This window comes from Psychrobacillus soli (assembly GCF_006861775.1).
Taxonomy (GTDB): Bacteria; Bacillota; Bacilli; order Bacillales_A; family Planococcaceae; genus Psychrobacillus; species Psychrobacillus soli.
Map to the genome: position 1 here is coordinate 1 of NZ_VDGG01000029.1, position 21176 is coordinate 21176.

The following is a 21176-nucleotide window of genomic DNA, read 5'->3' on the forward strand; positions in this document are numbered from 1 at the left end:
ACCAAATTGCTAGTGAAAGCAACCAAATCTTAAAATAACAAGTTTACTTGGAGTGAGACAACGATGAATACGAGGTTTCATACCAATAAATGATTGTATGAAACAACTTTATCCTAAGTAAATACTCTACTTATTTGGAGAAAGCATTTTCTAATTAGCTTTACTAAATATTGCGTAGTGAATCTGATCAATTTAAAGCTTTGATAACAGTAGACGCAAAATTAGCAAGAAATTCCCATGGATTTTCGCTGCAGGCGGCGACTCCAGTGGGATCAAGTGAGCAAAATGAGACTTCACAACGACGCCTAAGCGGCGGTGAAGGCTCATCGCTCACCCCACGGAAAGCGTCCGCCCAGCAGCGAAAATCCTAGCGGTCACTTCCTTACCACGCAGTATCCCTAAACTGCGATCAATAAAAAAGTGGCCTAGCTAATACTATTTGGAGAAAGTTATACGAACAACCTTAGCCTGGTTACTTGCTACACAAAAAAACCGTAAATTTTTAGAACAATTTACGGTTGAATAGCAGTCATATATGATTGATTTATGTCGTCTATTGGTACAGGGCGACTAAAAAAGTAGCCTTGTGCTTTTTGACAATTTGCTGATTTTAAAATTTCGACTTGCTGATCTTTCTCTACACCTTCCGCAATAACTTCCATTCCTAAACTATGTGCGAGTTGGATAATTGTAGTTGCGATTGCCGCATTTTTTTCATCTAGTTCCATATCTTTAATAAAAGATTGATCAATTTTAATAATATCAATTGGATATTTTTTCAAATAACTTAAAGAAGAATAACCTGTTCCAAAGTCATCTATGGAAATAACGACCCCAATATCCTTCAACTCTTTTAGCATTGCAAACGTATCTTGCATATCAGTCATTGCGCTTTCTGTTATCTCTACCTCTAAAGAATGTGGTGTAATGCCATATTTGTTTATCTTTTCACGAATTTTCATCGCAAAGTTTTCTTGTTTAAATTGCTTAGGAGAAATATTAACGGCAATCCGAACTGGACGATATCCTTTCTTTTGCCAATATTCTAATTGCTTACAAACCTCGTCTAAAACCCAGTCACCAATTCGCATAATCATCCCTGACTCTTCAGCAAGTGGGATGAACTGCATCGGAGAGACATATCCAAACTTTCTATTATTCCAACGTAGCAGAGCTTCAAAAGAATTAATCTCTCCTGTAATGAGATTGACTTGTGGCTGGTAATGTATTGTAAGCTCTTCTTTTTCAATTGCTCTCCTTAAATGAGACTCCATTAACGCCTCATTTGGAAACGATAAATTCATCTGCTCTTGAAAATAGCGATAATGTGCTCGTCCTCTATCTTTTGCCACATACAGGGCTTGATCTGCCTTAATAAGTAATTCGTCTAGATTCTTTCCATCCAAAGGGTGCATCGATATTCCAATGGAAGCCGTCACAAAATATTCTTGATGATCTAGATAAATTGGTTTAGACAGTTCACTTAATATATTTTCAGCAAAAGCGCTCGTCTCTTCACGCGTTTTACTTTTTAATATAAATACAAATTCATCGCCACTTTGTCGATACAAATTACATAATTTATTAATAAAAAGGCTGAGTCGATCTGCTATTTTTTTTAATAAATCATCGCCATAATTGTAACCAAGTGACTCGTTTATTAGTTTAAACCGATCTAGGTCAATTCGCATAATAGCTATTTGAGTATTACTATTGTTTGCGTCTATTAGATCTTCACGTAAATGTTCTTTCAATGCACGTCGATTCCATAAACCAGTTAAATGATCATGATACGCCAAATAATATAATTGTTCCTTTTCATCCGCACTTATTGTAAGATCTCTTAATACTAGATGAAATTCTTTCACATTCCCGTGATCGTGGATAGGAATTGCTTTCAAGTACACATATACATAGTGACCTTTCGCATGCTGAAAGAGACATTTTTGTAGTTCAGCCGGATAGCCACTCAATATTTGCTTCATCATTAACTGAAAGTTTCCAAGCGAATTACTCTCGATAAATTGTTCAATCGGTTGATGTAATAGTTTATCTAAATCATAACCTAAAATCTTTAATGTAACCAAATTTGCATATTGAATCATTCCTTTTCCATCTACTAATAAAACGGAATCGGTATTATGATCTAGGAGCGACATATATTTTTCTTTTATTTCTAGTAGTGCTTGTTTTTCCTTCGTGTCATTCGTTTTATTCTGCATAGTTAATCCATATACCATGCTCGCTTCATTTTGTATAGAAACAATGGAAAGATCCACACTATATAATTGATTTTGAAAAGTAATATGTAAATTTTGATGTAGTTTCTGTTTTTCAACTTCTGTCTTATTTATTATTTCATGCAACTGATTCCAGACCTCTACTGAAAAAAAAGGTTGTGGGAGATGACTTGTATTTTCAAATAAACTTGCTGCCGCTCGATTGACATAGATTACGGAAAACTTATTTTCGCTTTCTCGTTTCAATAATATAAAAGGTAGCGGATTTTCATGCATCATCTCACCTATATAATTATTAATAGTAAGCTTTGGTTTTACTGAATTATTCATGGAATCCTCCGATTTGTATCGTACACTAATTAGTACGAGACAATTTTCAAATATTACTTCATCTTATTTTATCGACATAAATATTCGTATCTTTAGTCAATCACCAAATACCACTTTTTTGATTTGTGTATACAATTTAACTATAAATTGGTATGATATAGTAAATATAAAATATATAGGGGGAGGATTATATGCCAACAACTACCGAAGTTGAACGAATAGCTACAGCAATTTATACCGTCAATCGCCACGCCAAAACAGCTATTGATAAAAAACCTCTCTACCAGTTAAAAAAACTAGCTATCGATAAGATGTTAGTCGAAAAAAAAGCCCAAAAAGTGGGTCTACATTTTGTTCGAAACCCAAAAAATAGCCAACAGCAATCCTCTGTATTAATCCAATGCGCGGATTACTACTTCCATATGATCCCAACAAAAGAGGACTTTAAACAATTACCGCATCTTGGTCATCTAGATGATTCTTACAGAAATCCGATCCGAAAAATGAATTTAAAAATAGCAAAACAAGTGCTTACTGATTACATTGGACCTCAATCTACGGTGAAGAAACCCTCTAATCAATCTACACTGTCTTCTCAATCATACGCAAGGCCAACTAATCGAAAAAAACAAACAATGAAATCTTATTTAGATTCATAAACTTTACCGCCTACTAATGAAAATTTATAAAGTAGCTTACACTTGTATATTTCTGTTCGCTTTGTACGAAATGATCGCTACACCCCTAAACACTGGTCTGATAATCTTGTGGCGGATATTTGTCCGCCGCTACCCTAAAAAGTTCAAGTGAAAAGTACAAGTACTTTGGATAAGAAGAGAAGATATACATTCTATTAGTAATGCTCGCGAAGATACAATTTCGCTTGCACATTTTCATTATTATTGGCGGTTCCATACTTATTTTTGCAAAATAGCACTGTGTAAAAGTGACTATATTTAAATAAGTGGCATTTATAAAAATTAGCAAGGTGGAAAATCACTAGAGAAGTGCAGCGCAGCCAAAATTGTATCTTTGGCTGCCTTTTAATTAATAGGTAGTAAGCTGTTCTCTCATTAACTTAAAACTTTTGTATTTTGTTTAACTGTGTTGTAAGAGCACGACAGACGAATGTATGTAACAGGTTATCGAAAAAGATAGAGGGGATGCGGCATAGCCGCATCCCCTCTATTGAAATCTCGTTAAGATGTTACTAGACATTCAAGTCCAAAGTACTCCTGATACGTAGTTAAATACATTGATAAGGCTCATCAACAATTAAGTTACAAAATATATTGATCTATTTTCAATACTAATTCTGCAATCTCTGGTTTACTAATTTGGTCTTCTGCTCCTACTTGATCACCTTTATGACGAAGGTCATCTGTTATTAGGCTCGAGAAAATTAGCACTGGTAATTTGGCTAAATTACTATTTTCTTTTATTTTTCGTGTTAAAGCATGTCCATCCATTTGTGGCATTTCAATATCCGTCACTACCATTTGCACTTGCTCTGCAATATCAGACGAAACTTTCACCAAATCTTCTAAGTAACCTAATGCATCTTTTCCATTTTCAAAAAACTCCAAATTAAAGTAGCCTGCTGCATGTAATGTATCATGCAATAATTTACGAAGTAATGGAGAATCCTCTGCAATTACCACCTTTTTATTCGAGCGCTCCCGCTCGCCAAGCTTTTTAACAGATTCAACATTTATACCTGATTCCGGATTTATATCTACGATAATTCGCTCGTAATCTAGTAATAGAACCATTTCGTCTACTCGTTTAATGACGCCGATTACATGAGAAGTACCACCTTGATATATATCACTCGGCTTTTCAATTTGCTCCCACGATATTCGATGGATTTGAGTAACATTATCCACATGGAATACTACTTTTTGTTTGTTAAATTCAGTGACAATATATTTTTCTTGTTCATTTTTGTTTACTTCCGGAAGTCCAAGCACCTTAGCCATACTTACTACCGGCAGTACTTCTCCTCGTAATTGTACGATACCTTCCACATGTGGATGTGCATGTGGAATAAATGTTACTGGGATTGTTTGGATGATTTCTTTTACTTTAATGACATTAATCCCAAATTTGCTGGAACCAACTTGAAATTCTACTATCTCTAATTCATTCGTTCCGCTTTCTAGCAAAATTCCTTTATGATCGTTCATTTAAATCGTCCTCTCTATTAACACTAATATCAATTATGCCAAAGCGTAATTTAAATCAGCAGGTGCTGAATCAAGTTAAATCGATTGTACCATATAGTAGTTAATAGTTCCTATTTCATTCGTATGATTTTATAAGTGCTTGTGTCCCATTTTCTTCATAACCTTTAGCAATCAATTCATCATACATTGATTTTGCTAGTTGCAGACCTGGAAGTTGTAAGTTCATTTTTTCTGCTTCTTCTAGCGCAATCCTCATATCCTTTACAAAATGCTTAATGTAGAAACCTGGCTCGAAATTACCCGCTATCATGCGAGGAGCTAAATTGCTTAATGACCAAGAACCAGCGGCTCCGGTTGAGATGGAACGTAACACTTGCTCTAAATCGAGTCCAGCATTTTTTCCATACGCCAGTGCTTCACAAACACCTATCATGTTAGATGCTATCGTTATTTGGTTACACATTTTCGTATGCTGTCCAGCTCCAGCTGCACCTTGATACAAAATGGTCTCTCCAAAAAGGTTCAGTATAGGCAACACCTTATCAAACGTTTCTTTCTCCCCGCCGCACATAATCGATAATTTTCCTAATTGTGCCCCAATATCTCCGCCAGAAACCGGTGCATCTAGTGCATGCATTCCTTTATCTTTTGCAGCCAATTCTATTTTTTTAGCAAGAGTTGGCGTTGATGTCGTTAGATCAATGACAACTAATCCTCTATTGTCCGAAGCAAAAATGCCATCTTCACCGAAATAGATCTCTTCCACATCATGCGGATAGCCTACCATCGTAAATACATATTGCGCATTTCTAGCTACGTCACTCGCACGCTCTACCCACGTAGCACCTAGTGTAATCAGTTCTTGTGCTTTTTCCTTTGTTCGCGTATAAATAACTACCTCATGACCAGCATTTAGTAAATGCTTTACTAAACTTTTCCCCATTACGCCCGTGCCGACAAATCCAGTTTTCAATTTTTCTGTCATGTCATTTCCCCCTTATCTTTTGTACATACCTATAGTGTACCAAAAAAAGAGGACCATCCAAATAGCTTTTGGATGATCCTTTAAAAAGGGGGAAATGAGAATGTTGCTGTGTTCTTTATTAATATGCCCGCTTTTCAATTTATTAAACATCTTTTTTTAAAAAAATTTCTTTTTTATTATTTCTAAGTTTTTCATGAACAATGCTGCTTTTTCGGAACTAACTCTTTCGTCGTGAAGTCTTTTGTTTCTAATTCCGCTTGCTCCCCTATCGGTATCCTTTGGAGTAACGAACATGCGACTATTTATAAATGCATTTGCTTTAGCGGCTTGAAGTAGTGCTAGTGAAGCTCGACTGCTTAGGCCTAATTCTATGTATGGATGATTTCTTGTGCTATGTACGATTTGTATAATATAAGTCAAAATATCATCATGAACTAACACTTCTTTTACTTGTTCCGACCATTTTTCTATTTGCTCCAATGAAACTACTTCTTGCAAATGTAGCTCTCCAGGTGATCGGCCAAATTGCTGTAAAATGATTCTCTCCTCCATTTTGGAAGGATAACCAATCGATAATTTAAATAAAAAACGGTCTATTTGGGCAGCGGGAAATGGAAATGTACCTTGCTGCGATTCAACTGGATTTTGAGTGACAATGACCATAAAAGGGGATGACAGTTTAATCGTTTCTCCATCAATCTATACTTGTTTTTCTTCCATCGCTTCTAATAGGCTATACTGTGTTCGTGGGGTTGCACGATTAATCTCATCAGCAAGCGGAGTAAACTGAAGTCGTTTAAATTCCCCTTGTATCGCCTCAGCAAAAGCTTTTGCCATCATTTTTTTCCTGAACCAGGTACACTTTCTAACAGGACATGCCCTTGTACTAGTAACCCCATTAACCTTCCTTTTCTCTACCAACAATCGCTTTATTCAATTCTTCTTGTAATAGCTTTATATTGTGCATGAACAATTCTCCCTTGATAAGCTATTTTAGTTTTTCCTTAGTTTCATATTCGTTTAAAAGTCTATCAAGCTCTTCACTCAGTTGAATTGTTTCTTTATGGGAAACTCCTTTTTCCAAAGCAGCCTGGATCATTTTTTCTCTTGTCAACTCTACTTTTTTTAATATTGTCTCCATCATGTAAAAGCACCCCTTAAAAAAATGTATATCCTTCACAATATACCTTTTATGTGTAAACTCTAAACATTCGCTTCAGCACGACCAGGAACAACTTAGCTTCTAGCAACAGGTAAGTAGGTATAAATTATTTTCCCGCCTTGCATAGCTTTTCCAGAATAGTATTTGAAATCCTCTCTTTTGACTAATACTTCTCGAAATGATAAAAATTCACCTTTAGTAATTTCCAACATTTTCATGTCACCGCTTTGTAACATATTCAATTTTTCTTCATATGGATTCATTTAAAACATTCCTTTCTCTTTATGAATCATGTATACTTTCAATACTTTTGGTTAAAATACTTTACGTACACCTTTTTTTAGGGCAAACTGTATTGTAATAAGTTCTAAAAGGGGATGGAACAATCTATGAAAATAGCTGAAGTTGGTAATGTTGTTGAGTTTAAAGATGGTTTACAAGGAATTGTTGAGAAAGTAAATGAGAACTCTGTTATTGTCAATTTGACATTTATGGAGAACTTTAATGAGTTAGAAATGGAAGAAAAAACTGTGATTAATCACAAGCGATATAAAATATTATATAGTAATGAAGATTAAACGTCATGCCGTTCCTCTCACTTCAAGAAGAACGGCTTTTGAATTATAGTTAGGATGTGCTTTTTATGTTACGAAAAATACCAATTACACAATTACTAATTCCCCTTGTTTTTGCTTATGTCTTTGCTTGGTTAACCTTTTCAAATGAGAAAGTATTTTGGTATTTTTATACCTTTACTACTTTATTCCTTATGTCCCTTGCGTATTATTCCGCTAAAATAGAAGATGAACTAAATACAATTCACTACCTCATCCTCAGTATAGCTTTCGGAGCGCTCACATATGCCCTTTTATTTATAGGTTATAAACTGGTCGACTTTACTTCATTTACGTCTACCAAAAGTATCAATTCTTTTATCCGTAAATTTGGGCCTTCATCCATATGGCATTTCTTTCTACTTTTATTTATCATTGCTCCAGGTGAAGAAATTTTTTGGAGAGGGTTTATCCAACAACAATTAAAAAAATATCTTCCACCGGTATTTGCTATTGTAGTAGGTGCAGCATTATTTAGTTTTTCATTCGCTTTTAGTGGATTTTGGTTAGGTGTACTGGCGGCCTTTATCATCGGACTTGTTTTCGGCTTATTATACGAATGGAAAAAAAGTATGCCATTAATCATCTTAGCTCATATCATCATGCTTATACTACTTTTCCTAGTAATACCATTTACTTGAAAACGAAACATTATTTCAACTAAAACGTCTATTTGAAAAAGGAGCTGAATTAATATGAAAAAAATCTATACGTTACTTTCCATTCTTTTACTAACACTCTTACTTGCAGCTTGTGGAACGGACACTGCAAATGAAAACGTAGATCCGGTGACACCTACTGACAATACCGAAAACGTCGAGGAAACCACTCAAGCCGAAGGGGAAACTGAAAGTACCGCTTTGCCAAAAGAAGAGCTTAAAGGGACTCAAACAGAGAGTGAAACACAAAATTATGTGATTACGGTAATGGATGGTTTTGAACTGACTGCTGAAGAACCAAATAAAGATTTACTATTCAATACAGAAAATGACCAACAATCGATGCGAATCGAGACATTTAGTGCAAACGATGCAACAATCGAGGATATAACAAAAAACTTAACGGATACATTGCAAGCTTCCAATGATAATGGAACTTTAGAAGAAATTACCGATCAAAACTTAATCCCAACGAACGAATCTATTGAGAATGTTAATGCTTTTCAAATCGATACACCCGATGGAAAAGTCATTGGATATACATTTGAACGACAAGGATTACTTGTAAAAATCACCATTTTTGATACAACAGAAGCACCAGCTATAGAGAATTTTATAAAAATGGCTGCAACAATACAAGCAAAATAAAAACTTCGGGCCTTATCTGGCTCGAAGTTTTTTAGTTTGCTAAGAAAGGTTCTTAATCGACAATCCTAATTTCTTTAGTAGTTCTATCATTTGATCCTTTTCTTCTGCTGATAGTACATCCATCAATTGTTTTAGTTGTTGCTCATGTCTCGGAAATAGTTCGTCCATAAATGTAGTACCTTCTTTTGTGATTTCCGCATACGTAACACGTCGATCGGTATCACTAGAAACGCGGGTTATATACCCTCGTCCTTCTAATTTATCCACTACATAAGTAATCGAACCACTCGCTAACAAAATCTTATTACCAATTTGTTGAAGTGGTTGCTTTCCTTTATGATAGAGAAGTTCTAAAACCGCAAATTCTGTCGGGTTTAATCCGTTTTCTTGAAAAAATTGATTGGTACATTCATGAATTACTTTATGGGCACGAGACAATACAACAAATAGTTTTAGTGCATTGTTCGGTTGTTCATTAGTCATTCTTAGTCATCCTCACCTATAAAATTGACATTAGCTATCATTATATAGGTTATCCTATAATCTTGTCAAAATAGGTTTAAAACTATTTTTGTAGTGGCAGTATAAACTTAAAACTTGTTCCTACTTCTACTTTGCTTTCTACCTCAATTGTTCCCCCATGCGATTTGATTACTTGACTACTATGGGACAAACCAAGCCCTGTCCCTCCAGATTTCGTAGTAAAAAACGGATCAAATATTTTATCTAGTTGGGCTGCTTCTATTCCTTGACCTTGATCCCTAATCTCAATACAAACGTCTTTCTTTTCAGTACAAGAAACAGTTATATAAATATTTCCACCTTTTGGCATAGCTTCAATCGCATTCTTTATCGAATTCATAAATACTTGCTTGATTAAATTTCGATCTCCCAAAACTTTGCATGTACATTCTGTTTGCAGCGAGGTGCTTACTTCTATATTTTTTAAAAGTGCTTGAGGCGCCATAAAATTGACTACTTCCAATAATAGTTCTTTTAATTCAATATACTCAAACTCATTATTTGTTGGCTTTGACACTTCTAAAAACTCCGTTAATATTTCTTCCATACGCTTTATTTCCTCGTTAATGACAGCTAAATATCTTTTTCCATCTTCATTCGTCGTTTGCTGTAACAATTGAGTAAATCCTTTTAAAGATGTCATAGGATTACGTATTTCATGTGCAATACTTGCAGCCAATTGACCGATTGTGCTTAGTGACTCGGTATGATTTAAGCGTTTTTTCATATGAATCTTTTCTGATTCGTCATGAATCTCCGTTAAGTAAACATTTGTGTCTTCTTGTTTCGATACTTTCATATGAATATATTTTAATTCTCCTAAAAAAGTTTGCATTTCACAGAAAAGTTCCGCCTGACCAAATCGAATCAGTTCAGCAATGAATGCTTTTTTACTTTCATAAGACATATCTAATAAATCTAAAAGCTTTATAGCGTTAAAACCGATTATTTTACTTTTATCTGCTTGTAGTATTTCTTCCATTTGTGAATTCATTTCTAGCACTATTCCCTGTTCATCAACAAAAAGTAGACCATTCGAAAAGAATTGAAATATATGTTCAAACTTTTGCTTATATTCATACTCCACTAGCACAAACTTCACCAAACCTCTCATTGCGAATGAATTTATAAAAAAGTATTTATACTATATAATGAATTAACACATCAAGATGTTTATTAATTCTGATTATTCCACATCATTTCCAATATTGATATGATACTTTTTTCCTATATTGTCGACATCGATTTTCACTGATACAATGATTATATAAAGAAGGAGTTATGGATAATGAATATTATATTAACTACGTTGAATGCGAAATTCATTCATACTAATTTAGCATTACGCTGTTTAAAAGCCTACGCACAACCTGACTATTCCCCCCTTTTAGTAGAATACACTATTAAAGATCCGACATTCAATATCGTTGCAGATCTATATCAAAAAAAACCTGATATAGTTGGATTTAGCTGTTACATCTGGAACATTGAAGAGACGATTAAAGTAATTAAAACGTTAAAAACTGTAGATCCCTCTATTACAATCATTTTAGGCGGCCCCGAAGTTTCATACGATACAAATGTATGGCTACGTCAAGTGAAAGAAATTGATTATATAATCGTGGGAGAAGGCGAACACGCATTTAAAGAGTTATTACACTACTTGCATCATAAGCAACCATTAAATGATGTTCCTGGTGTAGCATATGTACAAGACGACAAATTTATGCTAAATCCGCTACCACCAAAATTGGATTTACGAGACTCTCCTTCACCATTTCGTTTCACAGAAGATCTTCCAAACTTATCCAAGCGAGTAGTTTATATCGAAACAAGTCGCGGTTGTCCGTTTTCATGCCAATTCTGCTTATCTTCTATAGAAGTTGGCGTTCGATATTTTAATCGAGATAAAGTAAAAGAAGATATTCGCTTCTTAATGGCAAATGGTGCGAAAACAATAAAGTTTGTTGATAGAACGTTTAATATTAGTCGTAGTTATGCGATGGAAATGTTCCAATTTCTCATTGATGAACATTTACCGGGCGTTGTATTTCAATTCGAAATAACTGCAGATATAATGCGACCTGAAGTTATCCAATTTTTAAATGACAATGCCCCTGCAGGACTTTTCCGTTTTGAAATAGGTGTCCAATCTACAAACGATTTAACGAATGAACTAGTAAAACGTAGACAAAATTTCGAAAAACTACAGCGTACTGTAACGATGGTTAAAAGTGGCGGGAAAATTGAACAGCATTTAGATTTAATCGCTGGTTTACCTGAAGAAGATTATGATTCGTTTAGAAACACATTTAACGAAGTGTTTGACATGCGTCCGGAAGAACTACAACTCGGATTTTTAAAACTACTCCGTGGGACTGGTTTACGTGTAGAAGCAGAAAAATATGGCTATGTATTTGTCGATCAAGCACCTTACGAAATTTTCTCTAATAACGTGTTAACATTCGACGACATTCTTCGAATTAAACAAGTAGAAGATGTACTTGAAAAATATTGGAATGCACATCGAATGGATGACACGCTTGAATATTTATTCACTCACGTATTTGAGACGCCATTTGACTTTTTTCAGCAATTCGGGACGTATTGGGAAGAAAGAAACTGGTCGAAAATAGGCCATCAGTTAGAAGATTTATATACACGCTTATTTTCATTTTTACAAGGACTAGATAATATCTCAATGCCAGCTATTCAAAGTGTTATGAAACTCGATTATTTATCTAGACAAAAATTCCAACCGCGTAAACCTTGGTGGGAAAATGATATAAATAAAGAAGAACAATCTGTATTGTATAAACAACTATTGGATAATCCTTCGATTGCAGGAGATGAGTTTGTTTCATTCGAATTAAACGAGCGTGAATTATATAAACAGACATTCATCACTCCAATTTCTATTTGCGTAGATGCTTATAAAGACGGGATCATAATTGAAAAAGAAGGTTATTTACTAATCACTTTTAGAAAAGGCGAAACTCCACATTTTTCAATGATTGAACTAAAACAACCGAGCAATTCAGTCCAGTAAAGGACTGTTTGCCCGGTTTTTTTATCCAATAATTACTCGTTCTTTTGGGAATTGATATTTGGTTTTATTACTTTTCCCTCCTAATGAAAATAAGAAAGAAAGCATGCCGACACGACCGATAAACATAAGTACCATTATCGTTATTTTACCTATAAGTGACAAATCTTCCGTAATCCCAAGCGACATACCGCATGTTCCAAAAGCAGACGTAATTTCAAAAATTAGTGCTGTAATAGGTACATCAGGCTCTGTGACCGAAAGTAAGAGAGTTGCTACTAGAACCATTATTAATGCTAGTATAATTACAGCAAAAGCACGAAAAACATCAATCAATTGGATTTCTCGGTTAAAAACTTGAATACTGTCTTTTCCCCTTGAAAAATTTATCAAAAACAACAGTGCAACCGCAAAGGTCGTTGTGCGTATTCCCCCACCGACAGAACTTGGAGAAGCACCGATAAACATCAGTACACTCATTAACAAATCCGTTCCTTCGTTAAAAAGCGTAATATCCATCGTAGTCATTCCCGCGGACCTTGTGGAAACAGAATGAAAAAAGGCAGTAAAAAACTTTTCATGCCACGACATTTCTTTAAAAGCATGGAACATTTCTAATAAGAAAATCATAACCGTTCCAAATAGTAACAGAATACCATACGTAATCGTCGTAAGCTTCGTAAATAAAGAAAAACGAAAATTTTTATTTTTATTTTTTAAAAACGTTTTTACTTCTATAAGAACAGGAAATCCAATAGCGCCAAAAACAATTAAAAAGCTCGTAATAATTTGGATGAAGTAATCATTGTGATATGGCCATAAAGATTGCCCTGTAATATCTAGTCCAGCATTCGTTGTTGCAGATACCGAAGTAAAAATTCCCTGCATCATTGCTTGGTTAAATGAATCATAATACTGCGTAAAATACAAAGTTAATAAAATTGCACCTATTAGTTGTATGATCAATAGAAGTTTTACAATTTCTCTTATTAAGTGCACTACGCCTGACAAAGTAGGCTGGTTATGATCGACCATGATTAATTGTCTTTCTCGTAATCCAATTTTTTTACCGGAAATCAGCCAAATAAAAGTCCCTAATGACATAATCCCGATACCGCCGAGTTGTAAAATAAATATGATCATAATATAGCCGAATACACTGTATGTTTCTGAAATACTAATAGTTGTAAGTCCAGTAACACTTACTGCACTTACAGCTGTAAATAAACTATCTATAAAGCCCACTTCTACTCCTGGCCTATGAACACCAGGTAAACTTAGCAGTATGACGGAAACAGCAATTGCTATAAAATAGTAGGTCACGATAGCTTGAGCTGGAGTAAATTTAGATTTTAGTTTTAGCGGCGATTGTCTCATGCATATTAGTTCCTTTCAAACTTTCCTGTCAACTCATTGTAGAAAAAAAAAGCATAAAAAGATAGTTAAAACTATCTTTTTACGCTTTACATATTATTTCTTTGCTTCAACGTTTTTATTTTTTGCTACTCCTAGTACATAACCACCAATAGCAATAACAAATAATACAGTCCAGAATACGATACTCCAAGGTGTCGAATGTGGGAAGTGCTCATCTAATACACCAACGCCCGGATGTGAAAGTGTTAATACCGCAAGTTTAACCCCTACCCAACCAACGATTAAAAATGCTGCTGTTTCAAGTGAAGGATATTTCTCTAATAATCGAACAAATTTATGTGCAGCAAAACGCATAATGATTAATCCGACTACACCACCAAAGAACATAACTGAGAATTGTCCCGCATTAATACCACCAATATCAAAATTACCTACATGTGGTAATGTAACGGCAATTGCAACGGCTGCAAGCATAGAGTCAATCGCAAAAGCAATATCCGCTAGCTCTACTTTTAATACAGTCATCCAGAAGCCAGAACCTTTTTTCTCTTTCCCCTTACCACTTTCTTCCAATTCATCGGATTCATCATCGTCTTTACTCTTCCGCTGATCGTAAATATGCTTAATGGATATGAATAATAAGTAAGCTGCCCCTATTGCTTGCACCTGCCAAATATTCACTAAGAAAGTAATCATAAATAACGCTGCAAATCTAAAAACAAACGCACCAAGTAATCCATAAAACAACGCTTTTTTCTGCTGATCTTTTGGTAAATGTTTTACCATAACAGCCATTACGACTGCATTATCGGCTGCAAGTAAACCTTCTAATCCAACTAGTACGAGCAATACCCAACCATACTCCAACAATATTCCTAAATCCATCAATATCCTCCTTTTTGCAAATAAAAAGACCCTTGCCTAAAAAAAAGGCAAAGGTCTTGCTAAGCAAATTTATTAATTGCTATCATAACCGATGGCAAAAGCCATGTAATGACGACTATGAAATAGGTTTCCCTATAGCTACTCCCCCTTGACATACGTCAAAAGTGTATTCAATTATGTTATTAATTATACTGTCCTTTTTACCATTTGTAAACATATATTACTTAATTGTAAGGTCACTGCTGTTGATTCACCAATTTCCTTCAATCAAATTTCACAAGAAATGCGGAAGGATCTTATTTTTCTTTTGTACGTTTTCGGTTCACTTTAGACGAAATGATCACTACATCATTACCGAAGGCTAAGTGTAGCAGGAAGTGACTGCTATACTATTTTCGATAATCCTGTTGTGAATATTTGTCCATTACGTACCTACAACGTTCAAAAGAAAACCGAAATTGATTTGGATAATGAGAGAATAGCTACCATTCTATTCGTAGTGGAAGTGCCCGAAGATACAATTTCGGGCACTCTATCGCTTTCTATCATGCGTTCCTTGCTTATTTTTGCAAAGTTAACAATGGCAATATGGTGACACTATATGGAAAAGGGACATTTCCTTCCAATCGAAAAGGTGGAAATACTATAGAGTAAGACTGAGCAGCCAAAATTGCATCTTTGGCTGCTTTTATCTGGATAAGAAAGTGGCTATTCTTTCATTCCCAAAAGCTTTAACAATTTGATTACCCGTGCTTACGGAGAGCGACGGACGAACGACTACCACACGATTACCGAAAAAAATGCGTAGGGATGCGACAAGGATTCCCGGTAATCGTGTCGAACGTGTTCAGTTCAAAGCGATCGCTAAGTACCTTTACTTAAAGTGACCAGTGCATAAGAACTATGTTAACAAGCAATTTACCAGTTACTTTTGGTTAATCAAGGCTTGAATTGTAAGATGAGGCTTTTTTTCTTGTTTCTTTATCAAATAAGCTGTAAATCACAGGGACGACATACAACGTTAAGAAAGTAGAACTAATTAAGCCTCCGATAACAGTAATCCCCATCGGTTGATTAATTTCCGTTCCTTCTCCTATTCCTAGTGCAAGCGGAACTAGACCTATTATCGTTGTCAGTGCAGTCATTAAAATAGGACGAACTCTGTCTTTTACCGATGTTGTAATTGCTTCATACGAGCCCATACCTTCTGCTTTGCGCTGGTTAATATAGTCCACTAATACAATCCCGTTATTTACAACAATACCTACTAGTATTAGAATCCCGATAACCGCTGAAATACTTATTGGTGTGGCTGTTGTAAATAACCCAACGAATATGCCAATTGTAATAAGAGGTACGGTAAACATAATAACAAATGGGTATTTATATGATTCAAATTGTGCAGCCATTACGATATACACCAAAACAACAGCCAATAAAACAGCCAAGATCATATCATCTTTCGCATTATCTAACAATTCTCTATCGCCACCAAATGAGACGATTACATTATCAGCGAGTGCAGCATTGTCGATTGCTTCATCCACCATATCAGACATAGCTCCTAGAGAATATGTCGACTCATACTTAATCGTAAAAGTAATCGCTCCTGCTTGATCCACTCGTCTTATCGTTAATGGGCCCTCTGCAACTTCAATATCTGCAACATCTTGCAATGTGATATATAGACCTGAAGGAGTTCTTAGCTTCAATTGTTTTAATTGGTTGACGTTATTTCGAAATGCCTCGTCATATTTGACATAAACGCCGTATACAGCTTCTTGCTCTGAAATAATTTGTGTGGCAAATGCTCCCCTAGTCACATTATTAACCGTTTGTGCAATTTGTACTGGTGCGAGTCCGTATTCTGTCGCAGCATCTCGTTTTACAGTTATTTGCACTTCTTCGACTGTTTCCGTTAAATCATTTCTAAAACTGATGACACCCGGCATTTTTTCGACTTCATTCGTAACAGCATGAACTGCAGCAGTTAAATGTTCGCTGTCTACCGAAGAAATGGTAAAAGAAATTGCATTTGGAGCAGAGCCTGCCGCAGTTTGCATATTAAAGTTCACTTCGACATTTTCTCCAACTACCTCTTTCACTTTCGGTTGTACTTCATCAACAAACTTAAAAATAGAGCGATCTCTTTTTTCTAAAGGAATCATTTTAACGTATATTTCCGCCCTATTGGACATCGATGTTCCTCTCGATTGCGATTCCTGATTGCCACCAACAAAACTTACATACACTTCGACATCATTTTCTTTTTGTAATTGCTGTTCTATTTTCTTTACCACTTCATCCGTTGCAGCAAAGGCAGCTCCATTTTCTAGCCTTACTGCAATCGTTACAAAGCCTTCGTCCGTTGCGGGTAAAAACTCTGTGCCTATGCGGAACAATCCGAACGTAGAAATAACTAATAAAATAACCGTTATCGAAAGTATAATTGCACGATGAGATAGTGACCATCTGATAGAACGTTCAAAATTATTATAGGCCTTCGATCTGCGCCTTTTCGCTTCTAAATTGCCTTTCGATTTCTTTAGCATTCTACTCGCCATCATTGGAACAACTGTTAGAGCAACAACTAATGATGCAAATAAACTAAACGAAATCGTTAAAGCAAACTCCGTAAAAATTTGACCAATTAAGCCTGATAAAAATAAAACTGGTACAAATACCGCTATAGTCGTTAAAGTGGACGCTATAATAGCACCAGAAACTTCCTTCGCACCTACTGCTGCTGCTTCTTTAGGCTTCTTTCCTAATCCTAAATGCCTTTCGATATTTTCGATTACGACAATGGAATTATCCACTAGCATCCCAATACCAAGTGCTAATGCCCCTAACGTCATAATGTTTAAAGTAAATCCAGCAAAGTAAATTAAAACAAACGTTACAATGACGGAATATGGAATAGCGATACCGATAATAATAGGGCTTTTTAAACCTCTTAAAAACACGAATAATACAAGCATCGCTAAAATCGCACCTGATATAAGGCTCGTCTCAATATTATTAAGGGCTGCTTTTACATAGTCCCCTTGGTCAAACAGTATATTCGCTTTTATTCCACTATACGATTCTTTCTCAAGCTGCTCGTTCAGCGCTTGTTGAAATGCTTTGGAAACGCTAGCAGTATTTGCACTAGATTCTTGAAAAACAGATAGTAAAACAGCTGGTTCATCATTCGCTCTCGTTTCCAAGTTTTGCTCTTGTTCTGTAAGTTCAACAGTAGCAACATCTGCAATCGTTACTTTTTTCCCGTCGAGCGGATTTACAGTAATAACTAGATTTTTTATGTCATCTACTGTTGTGAGTGTACTTACAATTCTAGTAGTGAGTGCTTTTTTATCTTCCGTTTCAATTGGATCTCCTGGAAGCGATATATTATTTGCTTGGATTAATTGTACAATATCCGTTTGTGTTAGCCCTTTTTCTGCTAATGCCTTTTGATTAAGTAAAATTTGTACTTCTTCTATAATCGTTCCAGATACGTTAACACTTGCTACTCCATCGGTACTTATGAGCTCTTTTTCTAGTCTTTCTGCAACTAGCCGAATATCTTCCCCTGTACTTGTTCCGCTGAGAGCTAGTTGAATTACCGGGAATTGTGCAGGATCAAACTTTAAAAACTGCGGTTTTGCAGCATCCTCTGGCAATACAGTCATATCCAATCGTTGCATCACATCTAGCTCAACATCATCCATATTTGTTGACCAATCAAATTCGAGTAAAATAAAATTTGCGCCTTCTTGGGAAGTACTTTTTATGGATTTAATCCCAGGCAAAGTACTTAACGAAGATTCTAGTGGCTTTGTAATTTTTTCATTCACTTCTACCGGGTTTGCTCCCGGATAACTCGTCACGACAACCGCTACAGGTGGGTTTAGGTTAGGTATTAGTGTAATTGGGATTTTGAAAAAAGAGACTCCGCCTAATATGATAATTAAAAACATAATTACAGTTGTGAAGACTGGTCTTTTTATGGAGAAATTACTTATGTTCATTGTTGGGTCCACCTTCTAATTTGCTATTACTATCATATGCCTTAGTTGGAAAGAGTTCAAATTTAATATGCATGAAAGATGAAGGAGATTATTGTTTAGAAGTGGATATGTTGCGATTCGGGGATGGTATCTTGCGATTCGGGGTTTCTACCTTGCGATTTGAGCATTCGATCTTGCGATTCTAGGTGTCTATCTTGCGATTTGAGAACACCTTGCGATTTGAATAGCCTATCTTGCGATTCACGGCGGGTATCTTGCGATTCTAGGTGTCTATCTTGCGATTTGAATAATTGGTTGCTTTCATCGGCATTTTGGTTGCTCTCGTGCTGATTTGATTGCTTTTCGATTAGAACTGATTGCTTTCAATGATCAACCGGTTGCCCAAAGCCATCTATTGGATTCACCCAGACGAAATACTGCAAAAATTTTGTTTTTTGCGAGTTGCCACTGAATAAGTAAGCAGTTCCCATGAATTTTCGCTTCAGGCGGCGACTCCAGTGGAGGCCAACAGGATGTTGGTCACGAAGGCGTTGCCACACGATGTGGCGTTTTTAGCCTTTGTTCCTCTGTGTGAGCAAAATGAGACTTCACAACGACGCCTAAGCGGCGGTGAAGGCTCATCGCTCACCCCACGGAAAGCGTCCGCCCTGCAGCGAAAATCCCAGCGGACACTTCATCAACGAACTACCGCGCATTATCCCTAAACCCCACGGCAAGCGCGAAGGTTAGCGGAAACTCCTTACGACCCATTATCTTTATATCGCGTGCGACATAAAAAATGGCATACCTTATATTACTAAAAAAAATTATCCACACGCCTGTTTTTTTAAAGTTCCTAAAACATAAGAAAAGACCACCTCATAAAAGGTAGTCTTTTTGCTTAAAGTAGATTATACAATTTAATATGCTCATACTTGTCTTGGAACCAGCGTGTTGCGAACTCATTTTCAAATAAGAATACATATTGATCATAGCGATCTTTTACAAGCATACTTCTTGGACCAGTCATCGATTCTTTCACATCTTCTTCGTTTTCGATCCATCGAGCTACTTTCGATCCAATTGGTTCCATGCGGACTTCGACATTGTATTCGTTTTTCATACGATGTTCGAACACTTCAAATTGAAGCTGTCCAACTGCTCCTAAAATAACCTCTTCTGTGTGCAGCGTTTTATAATATTGAATCGCACCTTCTTGCACTAACTGCAAAATCCCTTTATGGAAATGTTTCGATTTCAATACGTTTTTCGCCGTTACTTTAACGAATAGCTCAGGTGTAAATTGAGGAAGTGCCTCATAATTAAATGCCTTTTTCCCTCCAACAACAGTATCTCCGATTTGATAGTTTCCAACATCATAAAGTCCGATAATATCCCCTGCTACAGCTGTTTCTACTGTTTCACGATCATCCGCTAAAAATTGAGTAGATTGGGTTACTTTAAACGTTTTCCCAGTACGTGCGAGAGTTATCGTCATACCTCTTTCAAATTTCCCGGAAACAATTCGAACGAATGCAATACGATCTCGGTGAGCCGGGTTCATATTCGCTTGAATTTTGAAAATAAATCCAGAGAATTCTTCATGTAGAGGATTAACTTCTTCTTCATTGTCCGTATTACGAGGTTGTGGTGTTGGTGCAAATTGTAAGTAAGTTTCTAAAAATGTTTGGACCCCGAAATTAGTCAAGGCACTACCAAAAAATACTGGTGTCAAGTCCCCCGCAAGAACTTTCTCTTTATCAAAGTCATTTCCTGCCTCATTTAGAAGCATAATATCTTCCATTGCTTGTGTATAATAAGACGTTTGTTTCATGGAATGATCAACCGCTAGTTCGCCGTCTTCATCTAAAGGTAAATATCTTTCCGATTCTTCTGTTCGGAATTGCTCGATTCGTTTGTTATAGCGATCATAAATTCCTAAAAACTCTTTCCCCATACCGATTGGCCAGTTCATCGCATAAGATTGAATTCCTAGCACTTCTTCTAACTCTTCCATTAACTCTAAAGGCTCTTTCCCTTGACGATCTAGCTTATTGATAAATGTAAAAATTGGAATGCCTCGCATACGACAAACTTTAAATAGTTTTAATGTTTGTGCTTCAATCCCTTTAGCAGCATCGACAATCATCACAGCACTATCGACTGCCATTAATGTACGATACGTATCTTCACTGAAATCTTGGTGCCCAGGTGTATCTAATATATTAATCCGGCAATCATTAAAGTCAAATTGCATAACGGATGATGTAACGGAAATTCCACGTTGCTTCTCAATTTCCATCCAGTCAGACGTTGCAAATTTCCCAGACTTTTTCCCTTTTACTGTTCCTGCATCACGAATTGCGCCACCGAAGTATAAGAGCTTTTCCGTAATAGTTGTTTTACCAGCATCCGGGTGGGAAATAATTGCAAAGGTTCTTCTTTTTAATATTTCATCTTGTGTTTTTATGTCCATTCTGTTATATCTCCTTCTTATTCACTTATTTATCATATGGATTTAAGGCCAAAA

17 protein-coding genes and 1 pseudogene are annotated in these 21176 nt (G+C 35.9%); 5 read left to right on the forward strand and 13 right to left on the reverse strand.

Going from position 1 to position 21176, the window contains the following annotated elements:
- Positions 1–512: 512 nt before the first annotated feature.
- On the reverse strand, positions 513–2570 hold the full coding sequence (locus tag FG383_RS13670) for a GGDEF domain-containing phosphodiesterase (RefSeq protein WP_142607953.1): 2058 nt from the start codon (positions 2568–2570) through the stop codon (positions 513–515).
- A gap of 191 nt (positions 2571–2761) precedes the next feature.
- On the opposite strand from FG383_RS13670, the gene FG383_RS13675 reads away from it, so the two are divergent.
- The gene (locus tag FG383_RS13675; RefSeq protein WP_142607954.1) at positions 2762–3229 is read left to right on the forward strand and encodes a YkyB family protein; all 468 of its coding nucleotides are present in this window, start codon (positions 2762–2764) and stop codon (positions 3227–3229) included.
- 621 nt (positions 3230–3850) lie between these two features.
- Here FG383_RS13675 and FG383_RS13680 read toward each other — a convergent pair.
- The 6 genes and pseudogenes from FG383_RS13680 to FG383_RS13700 all read right to left on the reverse strand — a co-directional run bounded on the left by FG383_RS13680 (position 3851) and on the right by FG383_RS13700 (position 7166).
- Positions 3851–4756, reverse strand: a complete 906-nt coding sequence (locus FG383_RS13680; RefSeq protein WP_142607955.1) for a chemotaxis protein — start codon at positions 4754–4756, stop codon at positions 3851–3853.
- A gap of 115 nt (positions 4757–4871) precedes the next feature.
- The gene (locus FG383_RS13685; protein ID WP_142607956.1) at positions 4872–5741 is read right to left on the reverse strand and encodes an NAD(P)-dependent oxidoreductase; all 870 of its coding nucleotides are present in this window, start codon (positions 5739–5741) and stop codon (positions 4872–4874) included.
- 156 nt (positions 5742–5897) lie between these two features.
- Positions 5898–6404: an AAA family ATPase gene (locus FG383_RS21360; RefSeq protein ID WP_342782146.1), complete on the reverse strand. Its 507-nt coding sequence runs from the start codon at positions 6402–6404 to the stop codon at positions 5898–5900.
- A pseudogene (locus FG383_RS21545) lies at positions 6384–6581 on the reverse strand (AAA family ATPase); the annotation flags it as partial. The pseudogene FG383_RS21545 and the gene FG383_RS21360, both read right to left, overlap by 21 nt.
- A 148-nt stretch (positions 6582–6729) precedes the next feature.
- A complete protein-coding gene (locus tag FG383_RS13695) occupies positions 6730–6885 on the reverse strand; it encodes an aspartyl-phosphate phosphatase Spo0E family protein (RefSeq protein WP_142607957.1) in 156 nt (51 codons plus the stop codon).
- A 92-nt stretch (positions 6886–6977) separates the two neighbouring features.
- Positions 6978–7166, reverse strand: a complete 189-nt coding sequence (locus tag FG383_RS13700) for a hypothetical protein (RefSeq protein WP_142607958.1) — start codon at positions 7164–7166, stop codon at positions 6978–6980.
- A 126-nt stretch (positions 7167–7292) separates the two neighbouring features.
- Here FG383_RS13700 and FG383_RS13705 point away from each other — a divergent pair, with 126 nt between their 5' ends.
- The 3 genes from FG383_RS13705 to FG383_RS13715 all read left to right on the forward strand — a co-directional run bounded on the left by FG383_RS13705 (position 7293) and on the right by FG383_RS13715 (position 8824).
- The gene (locus FG383_RS13705; protein ID WP_093264291.1) at positions 7293–7481 is read left to right on the forward strand and encodes a YkvS family protein; all 189 of its coding nucleotides are present in this window, start codon (positions 7293–7295) and stop codon (positions 7479–7481) included.
- A 65-nt stretch (positions 7482–7546) separates the two neighbouring features.
- Positions 7547–8158 (forward strand): CPBP family intramembrane glutamic endopeptidase, encoded by a 612-nt coding sequence (locus tag FG383_RS13710; RefSeq protein ID WP_142607959.1) that lies wholly within the window; start codon positions 7547–7549, stop codon positions 8156–8158.
- Positions 8159–8212: 54 nt separating this feature from the next.
- Positions 8213–8824, forward strand: coding sequence for a hypothetical protein (locus FG383_RS13715; RefSeq protein WP_142607960.1), 612 nt, complete (start codon positions 8213–8215; stop codon positions 8822–8824).
- A 39-nt stretch (positions 8825–8863) separates the two neighbouring features.
- Here the strand turns inward: FG383_RS13715 and FG383_RS13720 are convergent, their stop codons facing one another.
- Together FG383_RS13720 and FG383_RS13725 are read right to left on the reverse strand one after the other, a co-directional pair.
- Complete coding sequence (locus tag FG383_RS13720; RefSeq protein ID WP_142607961.1) at positions 8864–9307, reverse strand: MarR family winged helix-turn-helix transcriptional regulator; 444 nt, start codon at positions 9305–9307, stop codon at positions 8864–8866.
- Positions 9308–9389: 82 nt separating this feature from the next.
- Positions 9390–10448, reverse strand: coding sequence for an ATP-binding protein (locus tag FG383_RS13725; RefSeq protein ID WP_185907949.1), 1059 nt, complete (start codon positions 10446–10448; stop codon positions 9390–9392).
- 186 nt (positions 10449–10634) lie between these two features.
- Here FG383_RS13725 and FG383_RS13730 point away from each other — a divergent pair, with 186 nt between their 5' ends.
- Positions 10635–12395, forward strand: a complete 1761-nt coding sequence (locus FG383_RS13730) for a B12-binding domain-containing radical SAM protein (RefSeq protein ID WP_142607963.1) — start codon at positions 10635–10637, stop codon at positions 12393–12395.
- A 21-nt stretch (positions 12396–12416) separates the two neighbouring features.
- On the opposite strand, the gene FG383_RS13735 is transcribed toward FG383_RS13730, so the two are convergent.
- From FG383_RS13735 to FG383_RS13750, 4 genes are all read right to left on the reverse strand, one after another.
- Positions 12417–13769, reverse strand: a complete 1353-nt coding sequence (locus tag FG383_RS13735; protein ID WP_142607964.1) for a TrkH family potassium uptake protein — start codon at positions 13767–13769, stop codon at positions 12417–12419.
- Between the two features lie 93 nt (positions 13770–13862).
- Entirely contained in the window at positions 13863–14654 is a 792-nt protein-coding gene (locus FG383_RS13740; RefSeq protein WP_142607965.1) for a TerC family protein, read from the reverse strand.
- A 935-nt stretch (positions 14655–15589) separates the two neighbouring features.
- The gene (locus FG383_RS13745; RefSeq protein ID WP_142607966.1) at positions 15590–18667 is read right to left on the reverse strand and encodes an efflux RND transporter permease subunit; all 3078 of its coding nucleotides are present in this window, start codon (positions 18665–18667) and stop codon (positions 15590–15592) included.
- An 880-nt stretch (positions 18668–19547) separates the two neighbouring features.
- Positions 19548–21122, reverse strand: coding sequence for a peptide chain release factor 3 (locus FG383_RS13750; RefSeq protein WP_142607967.1), 1575 nt, complete (start codon positions 21120–21122; stop codon positions 19548–19550).
- Positions 21123–21176: the final 54 nt, after the last annotated feature.